14 protein-coding genes and 2 pseudogenes are annotated in these 16,600 nt (G+C 65.5%); 3 read left to right on the forward strand and 13 right to left on the reverse strand.

Annotated features, from left to right (window positions below; genetic code table 11):
* Positions 1 to 78: 78 nt before the first annotated feature.
* Together J2R76_RS16425 and J2R76_RS16430 are read right to left on the reverse strand one after the other, a co-directional pair.
* Positions 79 to 3,261 carry an efflux RND transporter permease subunit gene (locus J2R76_RS16425; RefSeq protein WP_253624188.1) on the reverse strand — a complete coding sequence of 1,061 codons (3,183 nt, stop codon included), beginning with the start codon at positions 3,259 to 3,261 and terminating at the stop codon, positions 79 to 81.
* Between the two features lie 23 nt (positions 3,262 to 3,284).
* On the reverse strand, positions 3,285 to 4,529 hold the full coding sequence (locus tag J2R76_RS16430) for an efflux RND transporter periplasmic adaptor subunit (protein WP_253624189.1): 1,245 nt from the start codon (positions 4,527 to 4,529) through the stop codon (positions 3,285 to 3,287).
* 204 nt (positions 4,530 to 4,733) lie between these two features.
* Here J2R76_RS16430 and J2R76_RS16435 point away from each other — a divergent pair, with 204 nt between their 5' ends.
* Together J2R76_RS16435 and J2R76_RS16440 are read left to right on the forward strand one after the other, a co-directional pair.
* Complete coding sequence (locus J2R76_RS16435; RefSeq protein WP_229190635.1) at positions 4,734 to 5,333, forward strand: TetR/AcrR family transcriptional regulator; 600 nt, start codon at positions 4,734 to 4,736, stop codon at positions 5,331 to 5,333.
* Positions 5,334 to 5,402: 69 nt separating this feature from the next.
* Entirely contained in the window at positions 5,403 to 7,130 is a 1,728-nt protein-coding gene (locus tag J2R76_RS16440) for a SulP family inorganic anion transporter (RefSeq protein WP_253624190.1), read from the forward strand.
* 135 nt (positions 7,131 to 7,265) lie between these two features.
* Here J2R76_RS16440 and J2R76_RS16445 read toward each other — a convergent pair whose 3' ends face one another.
* Genes J2R76_RS16445 through phnG form a run of 9 tightly spaced genes read right to left on the reverse strand, consistent with a single transcriptional unit; the run spans position 7,266 to position 14,217 of the window.
* Positions 7,266 to 7,877 (reverse strand): pyridoxamine 5'-phosphate oxidase family protein, encoded by a 612-nt coding sequence (locus J2R76_RS16445; protein WP_057015434.1) that lies wholly within the window; start codon positions 7,875 to 7,877, stop codon positions 7,266 to 7,268.
* 22 nt (positions 7,878 to 7,899) lie between these two features.
* Complete coding sequence (gene phnN, locus J2R76_RS16450; RefSeq protein WP_253624191.1) at positions 7,900 to 8,493, reverse strand: phosphonate metabolism protein/1,5-bisphosphokinase (PRPP-forming) PhnN; 594 nt, start codon at positions 8,491 to 8,493, stop codon at positions 7,900 to 7,902.
* A complete protein-coding gene (locus J2R76_RS16455; protein ID WP_076829001.1) occupies positions 8,490 to 9,644 on the reverse strand; it encodes an alpha-D-ribose 1-methylphosphonate 5-triphosphate diphosphatase in 1,155 nt (384 codons plus the stop codon). The genes phnN and J2R76_RS16455 overlap by 4 nt, the downstream gene beginning before the upstream one ends.
* Positions 9,645 to 9,657: 13 nt before the next feature.
* Positions 9,658 to 10,356: a phosphonate C-P lyase system protein PhnL gene (gene phnL / locus J2R76_RS16460; protein ID WP_057015437.1), complete on the reverse strand. Its 699-nt coding sequence runs from the start codon at positions 10,354 to 10,356 to the stop codon at positions 9,658 to 9,660.
* Between the two features lie 8 nt (positions 10,357 to 10,364).
* Positions 10,365 to 11,162 carry a phosphonate C-P lyase system protein PhnK gene (gene phnK, locus J2R76_RS16465; protein ID WP_253624192.1) on the reverse strand — a complete coding sequence of 266 codons (798 nt, stop codon included), beginning with the start codon at positions 11,160 to 11,162 and terminating at the stop codon, positions 10,365 to 10,367.
* The gene (locus J2R76_RS16470) at positions 11,155 to 12,039 is read right to left on the reverse strand and encodes an alpha-D-ribose 1-methylphosphonate 5-phosphate C-P-lyase PhnJ (RefSeq protein ID WP_229190631.1); all 885 of its coding nucleotides are present in this window, start codon (positions 12,037 to 12,039) and stop codon (positions 11,155 to 11,157) included. The genes phnK and J2R76_RS16470 overlap by 8 nt, the downstream gene beginning before the upstream one ends.
* The gene (locus J2R76_RS16475) at positions 12,036 to 13,139 is read right to left on the reverse strand and encodes a carbon-phosphorus lyase complex subunit PhnI (RefSeq protein WP_076829004.1); all 1,104 of its coding nucleotides are present in this window, start codon (positions 13,137 to 13,139) and stop codon (positions 12,036 to 12,038) included. Before J2R76_RS16475 ends, J2R76_RS16470 begins: the two co-directional genes overlap by 4 nt.
* A gap of 3 nt (positions 13,140 to 13,142) precedes the next feature.
* On the reverse strand, positions 13,143 to 13,751 hold the full coding sequence (gene phnH / locus J2R76_RS16480) for a phosphonate C-P lyase system protein PhnH (protein WP_253624193.1): 609 nt from the start codon (positions 13,749 to 13,751) through the stop codon (positions 13,143 to 13,145).
* Between the two features lie 4 nt (positions 13,752 to 13,755).
* A complete protein-coding gene (gene phnG / locus J2R76_RS16485; protein ID WP_082653675.1) occupies positions 13,756 to 14,217 on the reverse strand; it encodes a phosphonate C-P lyase system protein PhnG in 462 nt (153 codons plus the stop codon).
* 128 nt (positions 14,218 to 14,345) lie between these two features.
* On the opposite strand from phnG, the gene phnF reads away from it, so the two are divergent.
* Positions 14,346 to 15,071 carry a phosphonate metabolism transcriptional regulator PhnF gene (gene phnF / locus J2R76_RS16490; protein ID WP_057015442.1) on the forward strand — a complete coding sequence of 242 codons (726 nt, stop codon included), beginning with the start codon at positions 14,346 to 14,348 and terminating at the stop codon, positions 15,069 to 15,071.
* 96 nt (positions 15,072 to 15,167) lie between these two features.
* Here the strand turns inward: phnF and J2R76_RS16495 are convergent.
* A pseudogene (locus J2R76_RS16495) lies at positions 15,168 to 15,327 on the reverse strand (patatin-like phospholipase family protein); the annotation flags it as partial.
* 591 nt (positions 15,328 to 15,918) lie between these two features.
* Positions 15,919 to 16,415 (reverse strand): annotated as a pseudogene (locus J2R76_RS16500) (DUF1269 domain-containing protein).
* Positions 16,416 to 16,600 lie beyond the last annotated feature (185 nt).

Consider the following 16,600-nt stretch of genomic DNA (forward strand, 5'->3'; position numbering starts at 1 on the left):
CTCGTTTTTTTGTCTTGCCGCGTTTTCTTCACGCGAACCGGTATCCACTTCGCTCGAAAACGCTCTGCACACGCGGCATCATGCCGCGTGTGCTTTTCCAGGGATGGTCGTCTCGCCGTGCTGCGTCAGCGGCTTCATCCCGGTGAGGCTGCGCAGCAGCACGTAGAACACCGGCGTCAGGAACAGGCCGAACACCGTGACGCCGATCATGCCGGAGAACACCGCAACGCCCATCGCGCGCCGCATCTCCGAGCCCGCGCCGGTCGACAGCACCAGCGGCAGCACGCCCATGATGAAGGCCATCGACGTCATCAGAATCGGTCGCAGCCTTAAGCGACTCGCCTCGATCGCGGCACGGATCGGTGACCGCCCGGCGAATTCGAGCTCGCGCGCGAATTCGACGATCAGGATGGCGTTCTTGGCCGACAATCCGACCAGCACGATCAGGCCGATCTGGGTGAAGACGTTGTTGTCGCCCTTCGACAGCCAGACCCCGAACATCGCGGCCAACAGCCCCATCGGCACGATCATGATGATCGAGAGCGGCAGCGCCAGGCTCTCATAGAGCGCGGCGAGCACCAGGAACACCAGGAGGATCGCCAGCGGAAACACCCAGATTCCGGAGTTGCCGGCGATGAACTCCTGATAGGTCAGGTCGGTCCATTCGAAAGCGAATCCGGGCGGCAGCACTTCGGCCGCGATCCGCGTCGCCGCCTCCTGGGCCTGGCCGGAGGAATAGCCCGGCGCGGCAGCCGCGTTGATGTCCGACGACAGGAAGCCGTTGTAGCGGATCGCGCGTTCCGGACCCGCGCTCTGGCGGACCTTCAGCAACGCCGACAGCGGCACCATGTCGCCCGACGACGAGCGCACCTTCAACTGCCTGATGTCGTCGGCACGCGCGCGGAACGGCGCGTCGGCCTGCACATAGACCGAGTAGGTGCGGCCGAATTTGTTGAAGTCGTTCACATAGTAGGAGCCGAGATAGATCTGCAGCGTGTTGAAGACCTCCGTGACGGGCACGCCGAGTTGCAACGCCTTGGTACGGTCGATATCGGCGAACAACTGCGGCACGTTGACCTGGAAGCTGGAGAACACGCCGGCAATCTCCGGCGCCTTCTGCATCGCCGCCATGAACGCCTTAGTCGCGTCGTTCAGCGCTTCATAGCCGAGGCCGGCGCGGTCCTCGATCTGCAGCTTGAAGCCGCCGATGGTGCCGAGGCCGTTGACCGGCGGCGGCGGGAACATGGCGATGAAGGCATCCTGGATGCCGGCATATTTCTTGTTGAGCGCCGCCGCGATCGCCGGACCGCTGAGCGAGGGATCCTTTCGCTCGTCGAATGGCTTCAAGGTCGAGAACACGATGCCGGCGTTGGAGGAGTTGGTGAAGCCGGAGATCGACAGGCCGGGGAACGCCACCGAGCTTTCGACGCCGGGCTGGGTCAGCGCGATGTCGCTCATCTTGCGGATCACTTCCTCGGTGCGGTCGAGCGTCGCGCCATCGGGCAGGCGGGCAAAGCCGACCAGATACTGCTTGTCCTGGCCCGGCACGAAGCCGCTCGGCACCTGCTTGAACAGCACGCCGGTCAGGCCGATCAGCAGCACATAGAGGCCGATCACCGCGGCCTTGCCGTAGATCACCTTGGTAACGGTGCGGCCGTAGTTCTCGGAGGACTTGGTGAAGACCTTGTTGAAGCCGCGGAAGAACCAGCCGAGCGACCTTTCCATGATCCGGGTCAGCCAGTCCTTCGGCTCGTGATGTCCCTTCAGCAGCAGAGCCGACAGCGCCGGCGACAGCGTCAACGAATTGATCGCTGATATCACGGTCGAGATCGCAATCGTCAGCGCGAACTGCTTGTAGAACTGTCCGGTGAGGCCGGAGATGAAGGCGAGCGGCACGAACACCGCGATCAGGACCAGCGCGATCGCGATGATCGGGCCGGACACTTCGCGCATCGCCTGGTTGGTGGCATCGCGCGGCGACAGGCCGGATTCGATGTTGCGCTCGACGTTCTCCACCACGACGATGGCATCGTCGACCACGATGCCGATCGCCAGCACCAGGCCGAACAGGCTGAGCGCGTTGATTGAGAAGCCGAACACATGCATCACCGCGAAGGTGCCGACGATCGACACCGGGACCGCGATCAATGGGATGATCGAGGCGCGCCAGGTCTGCAGGAACAGGATCACGACCAGCACGACGAGGGCGACCGCCTCGAGCAGCGTGTGGATGACAGCCTCGATCGACGAACGCACGAATTGCGTCGGATCGTAGACGATCTGGTAGGATACGCCTTCCGGCATGTTCTTCTTGATCTCGGCCATCGTGGCGCGGACATGGTCGGAGATCTCCAGCGCATTCGACCCCGGCGCCTGGAAGATCGGGATCGCGACCGCCTGCTTGTTGTCAAGCAGCGAGCGCAGGCCGTATTCGGAGGCGCCGAGCTCGACCCGCGCGACGTCGCGCAGCCGCACCACCTCGCCTGCCGAACCCGTCTTCACCACGATGTCGCCGAACTGCTCCTCGGTCGACAGCCGTCCCTCGGCGTTGACGGAGAGCTGGAGGTCGATGCCCTTGACGCTGGGCGAGGAGCCGACCACGCCGGCGGCAGCCTCGACGTTCTGGGCCTGGATCGCGCGTACGACGTCGCTCGCGGTCAGCGAATGCTCGGCGGCTTTCTGCGGATCGACCCAGACCCGCATCGAATAGTCGCCGGCGCCATAGAGCTGGACGTCGCCGACGCCGTCGATCCGCGCCAGCCGGTCCTTGACGTTGAGTACCGCGTAGTTGCGCAGATACGTCATGTCATAGCGGTTGTTCGGCGACAGCAGATGCACGACCATGGTGAGGTCGGGCGAGCTCTTCTTGGTGATGATGCCGAGCTGGCGCACCACAGCCGGCAGGCGCGGCTCGGCCTGCTGCACGCGATTCTGCACCAGTTGGGTCGCCTTGTCGGGGTCGGTGCCGAGCCGGAACGTCACCGTCAGCGTCATCGCGCCGTCGGTGGTCGCCTGGCTCGACATGTAGAGCATGCCTTCGACGCCGTTGATCTGCTCCTCGATCGGGGTCGCGACCGTCTCGGCGATCACCTTCGGATTGGCGCCGGGATAGGTCGCGCGCACCACGACCGACGGCGGCACCACGTCGGGATATTCCGAGATCGGCATCGCCAGCAGCGAGATCAGCCCGGCCAGGAAGATCAGGATCGAAAGCACGCCGGCGAAGATCGGCCGGTCGATAAAGAATTTTGAGAGATTCATGGCTCCGCCCCCGCGTGCAGCGCCTAGCGCTGCACGACGTGCTGGTTGGTTTCAGTGGATGCCTGCTTCACGCCGCGCGCGCCCATTTCGGCGACTTCCATCTTCAGGAGTGCGCCGGGACGCACGCGCTGCAGGCCGTTGACGACGATGCGGTCGCCGGATTTCAGGCCGGCGGTGACGATCCGCAGGCCATCGACCGAGCCGCCAAGCGTGATGGAACGATAGACGGCGCGGCTGTCGTCGCCGACAAGCATCACGAACTTCTTGTCCTGGTCGGTGCCGACGGCGCGCTCGTCGATCAGCACTAGCGTCTGCTGCTTGGGCTGGCCCATGCGCACACGGGCGAATTGCCCCGGGATCAATCGGCCGTCATCGTTCTTGAACACGGCGCGGACTCGGATGGTGCCGCTCTGCCCGTTGACCTGGTTGTCGATGAGCTGGATGTGCCCCTTGGCGCTGAGGCCGCCCGACGTCACCATGTCGACCGGAATCTGGTCGAGATTGCCGCGCTTGCCGGAGGCATCCGCGATCGAGTTCAGCGCGCGCAGCACCACTTCCTCATCGGCATCGAAGCTCGCATAGATCGGATTGACCGAGACCAGCGAGGTCAGGACCGGTGACGAGGTGCCGGCGGCGACGAGATTGCCGACGGTGACCTCGATCCTGCCGACCCGGCCGTCGACCGGCGCCCGCACCTCGGTATAGTCGAGATTGAGTTTGGCCATCTGCAGCGCGGCCTCGGCGGCCTTGACGTTAGCGACTGCCTCGCGGTTGGCGTTGTCGCGCTGGTCGAAATCGCGCTTGGTCACGATGTTGTTGCCAACCAGCTGCGCGCCGCGCTCGACTTCGCTCGTGGTGAACACGACGCGGGCCTTGGCGGCCTCGAGCTGCGCCTGGGCGCGATCGACCTCGGCGGCGTAGGGCGCGGGGTCGATCTTGAACAGGATGTCGCCGGACTTCACCAGCGCGCCCTCGGTGAAGTTAGTCGAAAGGATCGCGCCCGCCACCCGCGGCCGGAGCTGAACCCGGTCGACGGCTTCGAGCCGGCCCGAGAAGTCATCGAACAGCGTGGTCGGCCGCGGCTGGATCACGGCAACGGTGACCGGGACCGCCGGCTCGGGGGCCGCGGCAGTCGCGGTCGCCTGTGCGGCATGGAAATAGTGGCCGGTCGCGATCGAACCGGCCACCGCTAGGGCGCCAAGGATCACGATACCGCCGACGACACGTCGGAAGCGGCCGGAACGGGGATTTTGGATAGACGAGGGCATTCACGCGCTCCAGATATCTGTAGTGTTCGCTACAGATGTGGAGCTGGACGCCGGTTCGCAAGATACTTATGTATCAAGCACTATGAATTTCTTATCTCATTCATGGGGAAATGGGAAGTCGCGGAAAAACATCACGTGCAACAAGAGGATAAGCCAGGGACAATCCGTCATAGAAACGGCACCCGGCTTACGGAGCAACGAAAAATGGGAATGGGACGCCCCCGCGCTTTCGACGCGGACGCCGCTTTGGACCAGGCCATGGATGTGTTCTGGCGCCATGGTTACGAGGGCGCGACGATCGCGCAGCTCACCGAGGCGATGAGCATCAATCCGCCGAGCCTCTACGCCGCCTTTGGCAGCAAGGAGGGTCTGCTGAAGGCCGCGCTCGACCGCTACACCGAGAAGCGCGACGCCTGGATGGAAAAGGTTTTGGGCGCCTCCACCGCCCGAGAGGTGGCCGAACGATTTCTCATGGAGCACGCGGACGCCCAGACCGATCCCGCCAACCCGCCCGGCTGCCTGCTGGTGCAGGGCGGCCTTGCCTGCGGCACCGGCTCGGAGAATGTTCCATTTGAACTGGCAGCGCGCCGCACCCGAACGGAGGACCAATTGCACGAGCGTTTTGTCCGCGCGAAGGCCGAACGCGACCTGGGCGAAAGCGCCGATCCGGCCACCCTTGCCCGCTATCTCTCCGCGGTGACATCAGGCATGTGCGTGATGGCTTCCTCGGGCGCCGACCGCAACGCGCTGCGCGAGATTGCAGCGGTGTCGCTGAAGGCGTTTGATGAGCAGGCGAAGGGTTAAAGCGGTTGAAGGGGTAGAGCGGTTCACGTCAAGCGCCTGCGGCCCCAACGACGTTGGGAGTGACCGGCGATGAAGCATTGGACCGGCTGGCTGCCGGGTCTCACCACGCTGCGTCGATATCAAGCGGCGTGGCTCCCACACGACATCGTCGCCGGGCTGGTGCTCGCGACCATGCTGGTCCCGGTCGGCATCGCCTATGCGGAGGCGTCCGGCCTGCCCGGCATCTACGGGCTCTATGCGACGATCATCCCGCTGCTCGTCTACGCGCTGTTCGGGCCGAGCCGCATCCTTGTCCTTGGGCCGGACTCGGCGCTTGCGGCCATCATCCTCGGCGTCGTCGCTCCGCTGTCTGGCGGCGATCCGATGCGTGCGGCAACCCTGGCCGCCATGATGGCGGTGGTCTCCGGGACGATATGCATCGTCGCGGGTATCGCGCGGCTGGGATTCCTGACCGAGCTTCTCTCCAAGCCGATCCGCTACGGCTACATGAACGGCATTGCCCTGACCGTGCTGATCAGCCAGCTGCCAAAGCTGTTCGGCTTTTCCATTGAAGGCGATGGACCTCTGCGCAGCCTCTGGGCGGTCATCGGAGCAATCGTCGACGGAAAGACGAATTGGGCGACCCTCGGGATCGGCCTTGCGACGCTGGCGGTGATCCTGCTGCTAGCCCGGAACAAGCGGTTGCCCGGCATTCTCATTGCCGTCGTCGCCGCGACGGTCGTCACCGGGGTTCTCGATCTCGGGGCCCGCTTCGGCGTGACGGTCCTGGGTTCGCTTCCCCAGGGCTTGCCGGGATTTGCCATTCCCCGGATCGGCTATGGCGACATCGTGCAGGTGCTGATCGGCGGCTGCGCCGTCGCGCTGGTGTCGTTCGCCGATACCAGCGTCCTGTCGCGCGCCTATGCAGGACGATTGGGCGATCGCGTTGATCCCAACCAGGAGATGGTGGGGCTCGGCGCGGCCAATCTGGCGGCCGGCTTCTTTCAGGGTTTTCCGATCAGCAGCAGCGGATCGCGAACGCCCGTTGCGGAAGCTGCCGGAGCGCGCACGCAATTGACCAGCGTCATCGGCGCGCTGGCCATCGCCTTCCTGCTGCTGATAGCGCCGAATTTGCTGCAGCACTTGCCCAACGCAGCATTGGCGGCCGTCGTCATCGCCGCTGCGCTCGGCCTGTTTGAGATCGGCGACCTCAGGCGAATCTACCGCATTCAGCAGTGGGAGTTTTGGCTATCGATGGTCTGCTTTGTCGGCGTGGCCGTGCTGGGCGTGATCCCCGGAATAGGCCTCGCCATCGTGCTCGCGATCGTCGAATTCCTGTGGGACGGCTGGCGGCCGCATTCCGCCGTGCTGGGCCGCGCCTCCGGCGTGAAGGGCTATCACGACATCACGCGATACCCGGACGCGTGCCAGATCCCCGGCTTGGTGCTGTTCCGGTGGGATGCGCCGCTGTTCTTTGCCAATGCCGAGTTCTTCAAGGAACGCGCGCTGGATGCCGTGGCGAAATCCCCGACGCCGGTGCGCTGGCTGGTGGTCACGGCCGAGCCGGTCACCAGCGTGGACGTGACCGCCGGCGACATTCTCGCCGAGCTCGACGAGGCATTGCATGCACAGAAGATCGAGCTGTGCTTTGCCGAGCTCAAGGATCCCGTCAAGGACAAGCTGAAGAAATTCGGCCTGCTGGCGCAACTTGGCGAAAACAACTTCTTCCCGACCATCGGCGTCGCCGTTGCGCGCTACCTCGAGATCAATGCTGACGTGACCTGGGAGGACTGGGAAGACCGCGCCGCCGAGGCCTAAAGCGCGATGGGTTCAATCGTCAGCGCGCTATAGCGCTTTTGTTTGAGCATGATCTCCGCGCAAACGCTTCGCGTTTGTCGCAGGGAAAACCGCTTCGCACTTTTCCGGATCATGCTTCCCAGCCGTCCGGGCGCATCACCACATCGTCTGTCGCGCGCGCTCCGGCCATTCCCGATCGTATTTTTCGCCGCCGACCGTGTGCTCGCTCATCTCGGCGAGGATCTGGCCCGGCGTCGGCAAGACCTTCGGATCGACCCGCTTGTCCGGATTCCAGAGATCGGAGCGCACGATCGCGCGCGCACACTGGAAATAGATCTCCTCCACATGCATTACGATCACCGTGCGCGGTGCCTTGCCTTCCATCATGAAGGAGGCGAGCAGCTCCGGTTCGGCCGTGACATAAGCGCGGCCGTTGACGCGCAGCGTGCTGCCCGAGCCGGGAATCAGGAACAGCAAGCCGACGCGGGGATCGCGAACGATGTTGCGCAGCGAATCGCAGCGATTGTTGCCGCGGCGATCCGGCATCATCAGCGTCTTCGCATCATGGATGCGCACGAAGCCCGGCAGGTCGCCGCGCGGCGAGCAATCGAGCCCTTCGGGGCCTGCGGTCGCAAGCGACACGAACGGCGACTTCTCGATGAGCACACGATAGAGCGGCGTCACGTGATCGGCGACCTTCACGGTCGACGCGTCGTTCGGGAAGCCGTAGATCGCCTCAAGCTGCTCGACCGTTTCGATCACCGACATTCGTGCCGTTCTCCTATGGTTGCTAGTCGTCCCAGCGTTCGCCCTTGATGATGCGGACAAGCTGTCGCGCATGATAGTCGGCGGTGCCGGAATTGACGATGGTGAAATCGGGCGTCGACGTGCTCTCGTCGACGGTGCGGGCCAGCCGCCGCTCGAGAAGGCCGTCGCTGCTGCGCGCCCGCATCGCGAGCCGCGCGGCCAGCACATCCGGCGGCGCCGTGACCAGCACCACGACAGCATTGGCATAGTTGCGGCGCGCCGCGGCGATCACGGTGCGCGAGACGTTCGCGATCACGGTGCGCCCGGCGCCGATATCGTCGTTGATCGACCGCGACAGCGCGTAGCGATGGCCGTGCGCTTCCCAGTGCATGGCGTAGTCGCCGGCGGCTACCGCGCGCTGGAAGCTCTCCGCGCTGACCTCCTCATTGTCCTCCGACGCCGAGGCCTGGCGGGTGATCAGCCGGCGCGGAAACACGACATCGCGATCATCGCCACAGGCCGCCTTGGCGAACCCCAGCAGCGTATCCTTGCCGGCGCCGCTCGGGCCGACCACCAGGATCAGCCGGCCGGGACCGATTCCGGCGCGCCGGTCGGCGACGACGGATGCATCGGTCATGCGACCCTCCCTCCCTCGCGCCAGACGCTGCGCACGACAGGCAGATCGCGCGCAACGTGCACGCGGATCAGGTCGGCGCGCCGGCCGACCGCGATCTCGCCGCGGTCGGTGAGCCCGACCGCTTCGGCCGGCGTCTTGGTCACGGTGCGCACGGCGGAAGCGAGATCGATCGCCGGCACATGCCGCGGCAGCTGCAGCGCCGCCATCAAAAGGCTGGACGGGATGTAGTCCGACGACAGGATATCGAGCATGCCCTCATTGGCGAGATCGACGGCCGCGATGTTGCCGGAGTGCGAGCCGCCGCGCACCACATTCGGCGCGCCCATCAGGATGTCGATGCCGGCGGCGTGCAAGCCTCGCGCGGCTTCCATCGTGGTCGGGAACTCTGCCACCGCGACCTTGTCGTTGACGGCGTCGACCACGTTCTCATCCGTGGTGTCGTCATGGCTCGCCAGCGGGATCCGGTATTCATGCGCCAACGCGACGATCGCGCGGGTGTTCGCCACCGCATATTCCTTCTGATAGGCGAAGCGCCGTGCGAACAGCACGTCGAGCTGGGCGTCGGTCATGCCGCCGCCCTTGCCGCGATAGTAGTCGCGCAGCTTGACCTCGTCGCGGAACTGGCGCTGGCCCGGCGTGTGGTCCATCAGCGACATCAGCCGCACGTCCGGCCGGTCGATCAGCTCCTTGGCCTCGGCGACCACGTCCGGCATCGGGACCTCGCAGCGCAGATGTAGGAAGTGATCGGCGCGCAGCAGATTCTCCTCGCGCGCCGCCGCGATCGCCGCCGCCAGCACGCCGGCGCGGCCGTCGACATCCTCGGCGCCGTCCTCGCGCCAGACCCGCAGCGAATCCAGCACCGTGGTGATGCCTGAGGTCGCGAGCTGCCCGTCATAGGAGATCACGGCCGCGACCGGATTCCAGAACACCTTCGGCCGCGGCACATAGTGCATCTCGAGATGGTCGGTGTGCAGCTCGATCAGCCCGGGCATCAGGAGATCGCCGCCGGCATCCTCGGCGGCCTCGGGCGCCCTGCCCTCGTCGAACTCGGCGATCTTGCCATCAGCAATCGCGACCCAGCCCTGCTCGATCACGCGATCGGCGAGGACCAGCCGGGCGTTGCCGATGATAGTGTCTTGCTTGGCGGTCATTTCAAACGGTCCTTCAGGCAGCAGCCGCGAACGAGGTCACATCGACGATGCGGTCGGCAATCAGATGACGGATTTCGTCGTCATGGACAATGGCGACCATCGCGACGCCCTTGGTTTTCTTCTCCGCGATCAGCTCGACCACCACGGCGCGATTCGCCGCATCGAGCGAAGCGGTCGGCTCGTCCAGCAGCAGGATCGGCAGGTCCGAGATGAAGCCGCGCGCGATGTTGACGCGCTGCTGCTCGCCGCCGGAGAAGGTGGAGGGCGGCAAGGTCCACAGCCGCTCCGGAATGTTGAGCCGGCGCAGCAGCTGGCCGGCGCGCGCGCGGGCCTCCTCGCGCGCCACGCCGTTGACGATCAAAGGCTCGGCGACGACGTCGATCGTCGCCACCCGCGGCACAGCGCGCAGGAACTGGCTGACATAGCCGATGGTCGAGCGGCGGATGCTCAGCACCTGGCGCGGCTCGGCGGTGGCAAGGTCGACAACCATGCCGTGATGGCGGATGCCGATCCGGCCGCTGTCGCAGCGATAGTTGCCGAAGATCATCTTCAGGATGGAGGATTTGCCGGCGCCCGACGGGCCCGACAGCACCACGCACTCACCCGGATCGGCGTGGAACGAGACGCCGCGCACCACGGGCAGTTCGACGCCGCCCTGCAGATGCATGGTGAAGGTCTTCTCGGCGTTGGCAAGTTCGATCATCGCGGTCATTGGCACGCTCATGGCGGAAGAATCGAGGAAACGAGCAGCTGCGTATAGGGCTCACGCGGATCGTCGAGCACCTGGTCGGTGAGGCCGGTCTCGATGACGCGGCCGCCCTTCATCACCATCACGCGATGCGAAAGCAACCGCGCCACGGCGAGATCGTGGGTCACGACGATCGCGGCGAGCCCGAGCTCGCTGACGAGGTTGCGCATCAGGTCGAGCAGGCGGGCCTGCACCGAGACGTCGAGGCCGCCGGTCGGCTCGTCCATGAACACCAGCCGCGGCTCGGTGACGAGGTTGCGGGCGATCTGCAGCCGCTGCCGCATGCCGCCGGAATAGGTCTTCGGCGCATCGTCGATGCGGCCGGTATCGATCTCGACCCGCTCCAGCCAGGTCGACGCGGTGTCACGGATGCGGCCGTAATGATTCCAGCCGACCGCCATCAGCCGCTCGCCGACATTGGCGCCGGCCGAGACGCCCATGCGCAGCCCCTGCGCCGGGTCCTGGTGCACGAAGCCCCAGTCGGTGCGGAACAGGAAGCGCCGCTCGGCCTCGCCGAGTTCAGCGAGATCGCGCAGCACGCCGTCGCGCATCCGGTAGCACACCCGGCCCGCGCTCGGCGCGAGCTGCGCCGAGAGCAGCTGCAGCAGCGTCGACTTGCCCGAGCCGGACTCGCCGACGATCGCCAGCACCTCGCCGGGATAGAGCGCGAACGAGACGTCGCGGCAGGCGGTAAGCCGGCCGTAATTCTTGGCAAGCCCCTCGGCCACCAGCAACGGCTCGTCGTTGTCGAGGCTCGAGAGCTCAGACATGCGCCTTCTCCTTGTGCGGCGCTGCGCTCTCGGTGCCGTGATGGCCGGCGGCCTGGCGCTGCTCGCAGAAGTCCGTGTCGGAGCAGACGAACATCCGCCCGCCCTTGTCGTCGGTGATGATCTCGTCGAGATAGGAATTGTCGGCGCCGCACAGCGCGCAGGGCGCGTTGAAGCGGTAGCGCGTGAACGGGTGATCCTCGAAGTCCAGCGACACCACGGTGGTGTAGGGCGGGATCGCGTAGATGCGCTTCTCGCGGCCGGCGCCGAACAGTTGCAGCGCCGCGCAATTGTCCATCTTCGGATTGTCGAATTTCGGCGTCGGCGACGGGTCCATCACGTAGCGTGCGTTCACCTTCACCGGATAGGCGTAGGCGGTCGCGATATGGCCGAAGCGCGCGATGTCCTCGTAGAGCTTGACGTGCATCAGCCCGTATTCGGCGAGCGCGTGCATGCGCCGCGTCTCGGTCTCGCGCGGCTCGAGGAAGCGCAGCGGCTCGGGGATCGGCACCTGATAGACCAGCACCTGTCCGGCATGCAGCGACGCCTCGGGAATGCGGTGCCGGGTCTGGATCACGGTCGCGTCCGTGGTCGAGGTCGTGGTCGCGACACCTGCGGTCTTGCCGAAGAATTTGCGGATCGAGATCGCGTTGGTGGTGTCGTCCGAGCCCTGGTCGATCACCTTCAGCACGTCGTCGGGACCGAGGATCGCGGCGGTCACCTGCACGCCGCCGGTGCCCCAGCCATAGGGCATCGGCATCTCGCGGCTCGCAAACGGCACCTGATAGCCGGGGATCGCGATCGCCTTGAGGATCGCGCGGCGGATCATCCGCTTGGTCTGCTCGTCGAGATAGGCGAAATTGTACGTCGGCGCGTTCATTCCGCGGCCTCCTGCATTTCCACGGCCTCGTTGGCTTCCGCGAACTCCTGCCGCAGCTTGCGCAACAGGCCGAGCTCGGACTGGAAGTCGACATAGTGCGGCAGCTTGAGATGCTCGACAAAGCCGGTCGACTGGACATTGTCGGAGTGCGACATCACGAACTCCTCGTCCTGCGCCGGCGCCGCCGCCTCCTCGCCGAGCTCGCGCGCACGCAGCGCGCGATCGACCAGCGCCATCGACATGGTCTTGCGCTCGCTCTGCCCGAAGGCGAGGCCATAGCCGCGGGTGAAGCACGGCGCCTCGGTCGTCGAGCCCTTGAACTGGTTGACCATCTGGCACTCGGTCAATTCGATCGAGCCGAGCGGCACGGCAAAGCCCGCGTCCTCGGCGAAGAACTCGACCTCGACCTCGCCGAAGCGGATCTCGCCGGCGAACGGGTGATTGCGGCCGTAGCCGCGCTGCGTCGAGTAGCCGAGCGCGAGCAGGAAGCCCTCATCGCCGCGCGCCAGATTCTGCAGCCGCAAATCGCGGTCGGCCGGAAAGCTCAGCGGCTCGCGCGTGAGGTCGCCGACCGGCGTGTTGCTATCTGCCTGCGGCGAGGATTCGATCAGACCGTCACGGCCGAGAATGTCGGTCACCCGCGGCGTGGCGGCCTGCGAGGCCTCCGCGGTCGCCGGCTGCTCCGGCACAAAGCCTTCCGCGAGCTGCGGATCGAGCAGGCGATGGGTGTAGTCGAAGGTCGGCCCCAGGATCTGGCCGCCCGGAACGTCCTTGAAGGTCGAGGAGATCCGCCGCCGTACCTGCATCTCGCCGGTGTTGACCGGCTCGGTGGCGCCGAAGCGCGGCAGCGTGGCGCGGAAGGCGCGGACCAAGAAGATCGCTTCGATCATGTCGCCGCGCGCCTGCTTGATCGCGAGCGCCGCGAGCTCGCGGTCGTAGAGCGAACCTTCGGTCATCACGCGATCGACGCCGAGCGCGAGTTGCTCGGAAATCTGTGCCAGCGTCACCTCGGGCACCTCGCGGTCGCCGCGCCGCTCATGCGCGAGCAGACGATGGGCGTTCTCGATGGCGCGCTCGCCTCCCTTGACGGCTACATACATCGCTCACACTCCGCTTGCGATCAGCCGCGTGGTGCGCGGGATCGCCACAATGGCATCGTCATGGACCAGCACGACATCGATGCCGCGCGGGAACAGGGCTTCGTTGATCGCAAGCCGCTGGAACAGGTCGCGCGGCTTGAGCATCGCCTGCAGCACGGCGCTGCCGTCGATGCCGGGTCCTTTCAGCTCGAAGGCCGGGCCCTGCGACAGGCTGTCGATCTGCAGGATCAGCGTGGTCGACCGGTCAGGATATTCGCTGCTGCCGAATGCGAAGCGATCGAGCGCCGGCAGGCTCGCGGCATCGCCGACCAAAGCGAAGCTCGCGATCGAGGAATCGGTGATCACCGGCGCGCTGGCATGGAACTTCAGCCAGCGGGCAACGTCCGGCGTCGCCGACATCGCGGCGTCGAGCCAGATCGGCGTGTCGTGATCGAACAGCGTCAGCGCGATCGCGGCCGAGCCGCGCATCATGCCGGCCGGTGTTCCGACATCAGCGGCGACGCGCTGCACGCTGCCCGGGCGCGCCATCGCATCCATCACGGAACGGAAAGTCGACTGCGCCGACAGCACCTTGTCGGCAAAGCCCGCGGGCATTTCGGCAATCGTCGTCATTGCATCATCCCTCACCGCGCACCATCGTGTAGAAATCGACCCGCGTCGCCGCGGTTTCCGCTGCCTTGCGGCCGCGTTCGGCGTTCATGGCGACGCGCAGCGGCGCGATCACCTTGGCCTCCACCTCGCCGGACAACTCCGCCGACTGCACCATGGCGTCGCACAGCGCGATCATCTGCGCCTTCCGCGCGTCGCGGCCGAGCGTGTAGCCGAAGCCGACCTCGCCGGTCGCAAGCCTCACCGCCGCGCGCGACACCGTCGCCTCGCCGAGATTGAATGGCGCACCGTCGCCGCCGATCCGCCCGCGCAGCATCACAAGGCCGTTTTCCGGCTCGCGCAGGTTCTCATGCGCGGGCACCGCGATCGCGGCCAGCCTGCCTGCGATGTCCGTAGCGGCGGCGTGCGCCAGCACCGTCATCGCGGCCTTGCGCTGGGCCTGTTTGCTGTTTGGTCCGGTCGGACTCATGGTCGAACTCATGGGCAAACCTTTGGGCAACCTTGCTTGCATCAAGTTGTCTATGATACTAGACAACTTGATAGCGGAGCGCCATGACTGTTTCGTGACAAACCAAAGATTTCTGGTATCACCGCGCCATGAGCATGCAGGAAAGTTCCGGCGTCGCCTTGTGGCGGCAGGTCGCCGACGGCATCGAGCGCGGCATCGCTGACGGCCGCTTCGCCGCCGGCGAAAAGCTGCCCGGCGAGATGGAGATCGCCGAGACGTACCGGGTCAACCGGCACACCGTGAGGCGGGCACTCGCCGCATTGGCCGAGCGCGGCCTGGTGCGCGCGGAACGCGGTAGCGGCACCTATGTCGAAGCCCAGCGCCTCGCCTATCCCTTGCGCTCACGCACGCGATTTTCCGAGATCGTCGGCGCCGGCGGCCACGAGCCGCGCGGCCAGCTGATCGATGCGAGCAGCGATGTCGCCAACCGCGAGATCGCGCGCGAGCTCGGCCTGAAGATCGGTGCGCCGCTGATCCGGATCGAAGCGGTGCGGCTCGCCGACCGGACGCCGATCTGCGTCTCCACCACCTGGCTGTCGACCGAGCGGTTTCCCGATGCCGGCAGCGTGTTCGCCAACGTCCGCTCGATGACGAAGCTGCTCGGGCATTACGGCGTCAAGGACTACCACCGCGCCTCGACCCGGATCACCGCGGCGATCGTCGATGCGACCGACGCCGCACGGCTCGACCTGCCGCTGGGACGGCCGGTGCTGGTGGTCGACGCCACCGACGTCGACATGCTGGACCAGCCGCTGGTGACCAAGCGCTCGCGCTTCGCCGCCGAGCGCGTGGAGTTTCTGGTCGAGAACGGCTGACAATCCCCTTTGTAATCCGAACTAAACGGTCGAGCCCTGCAAGGCCCGATGTCTTGTTACACACGCCCAGGCCAGTATGAACGTTGGTCGTCGTCAGGTGCCCGATATTGCCTCGCTGCGCAACCACGGCTCATCCATGAGCCGATCGAGCACCCCAGGTAAAAGCGCGGTACGATCCACTGCCCTCCAGCGCGAGATCGACCAGCACGGTATCGCGCACTTGGCCCGCGCGTGTTTGCGGCTCCTTCAAGGACATGGCGGGCTCCGACTGGCGTGCGGCCACGTCGCGGCCGGCGAACGATAGACAAAGCGGCCATCAGCTCCTGCCGGGAAGCGGTTGCGGGAGTGGTTGCGGACGCTGGATTCCTGGCCGCCCAGGTCTCGGAGGCCGAGTGACCGGGCGGTGGCCTGGCCGTCGCCATCCGTGCCATCCCGCCGGACCACCCCAACCCATGCCGCGCCTTGAACCAAAACCACACCGATACCAACCGCCGCCGCGCCATCCCCTGCTGTACCAACAGTAGCGGTGGCCCCTCCAGGTGAATTGGACAGTTTCCGCGAGACGAAGCTCGTCGGCGGCCTGGCGCAGACCCAGCGGCGCAATGAGGCCGGCCTGCGAACGACCGCTGGTCGCCGTGATCGCCACCGAAGCAATCCCAAGTGCTAGGCCCCATAGAAACAATTTGCGCATGATTTCTCCCGGCTCCTGGCTGCGCGGAAGGGAAGCGAACGCGGAGCCGAACGCCGCAGCCAACCTCATCGCTGGCGATCCGCCCAAGGACCGATGCTGTTGCGCACTGATCCCCACGCAAGTCCGCAGCGTATTAGGCCGCCACAAGATCGGCGACTAGGCAGCCTTGGCCTGAGTTGCAGCTGCGAGCGCGTCGCGAAGGTGCTGCTCCCTCTTTTCATCGAGCGAGGTCGTCAGGACGATCCCTCCCGCATCCTTGATCGCATTGAGAACCTTGTCTGAGGTCATGGACTTGATCAGCAGGAACAGAACGGCATCTCCCGATTTCACCTTCGACGCGAGATCCTTCATGAACTGGTCTCTGATCCCGAAATCGGTCAGCGCACCGCTCAAAGCGCCTGCGCCGGCTCCGAGCGCCACGCCGAGAAGGGGATTCAGGCCATCCCCAAGAGCAGTCCCCAGAAGCTGCCACTGGCAGCGCCGGTCATGGTGGTGTTCACGAGCTGATTGAGCTTTACAGCGTCCCCGGTTTTGACTGCGATCACGGCATCGCTGATCGTGATCAGGTACTCGCTCTGAAGCTTGAGTATTTTTTGCCGAACTTCCTCTGCTTTGACTTCGGATGGGTACACGATCGCAACGAGATCTGACATTGAACACTCCCTGATGGCTCGAAGTGCTGCCCCTATTCCGCGCGTGATGCACGGCCGAAACTTAGCACAGACCCGAAAGTCTCTTGCCGCGCAATCATGCACGCAGCTTCACAATCCCGAGATGTTTTTAGCGCTCGGTGCAATTGAGTAAGCGACATTGTCGCATGTGTCTTGAACAAGGACTC

Source organism: Bradyrhizobium sp. USDA 4532 (genome assembly GCF_024171315.1).
Taxonomy (GTDB): Bacteria; Pseudomonadota; Alphaproteobacteria; order Rhizobiales; family Xanthobacteraceae; genus Bradyrhizobium; species Bradyrhizobium australafricanum.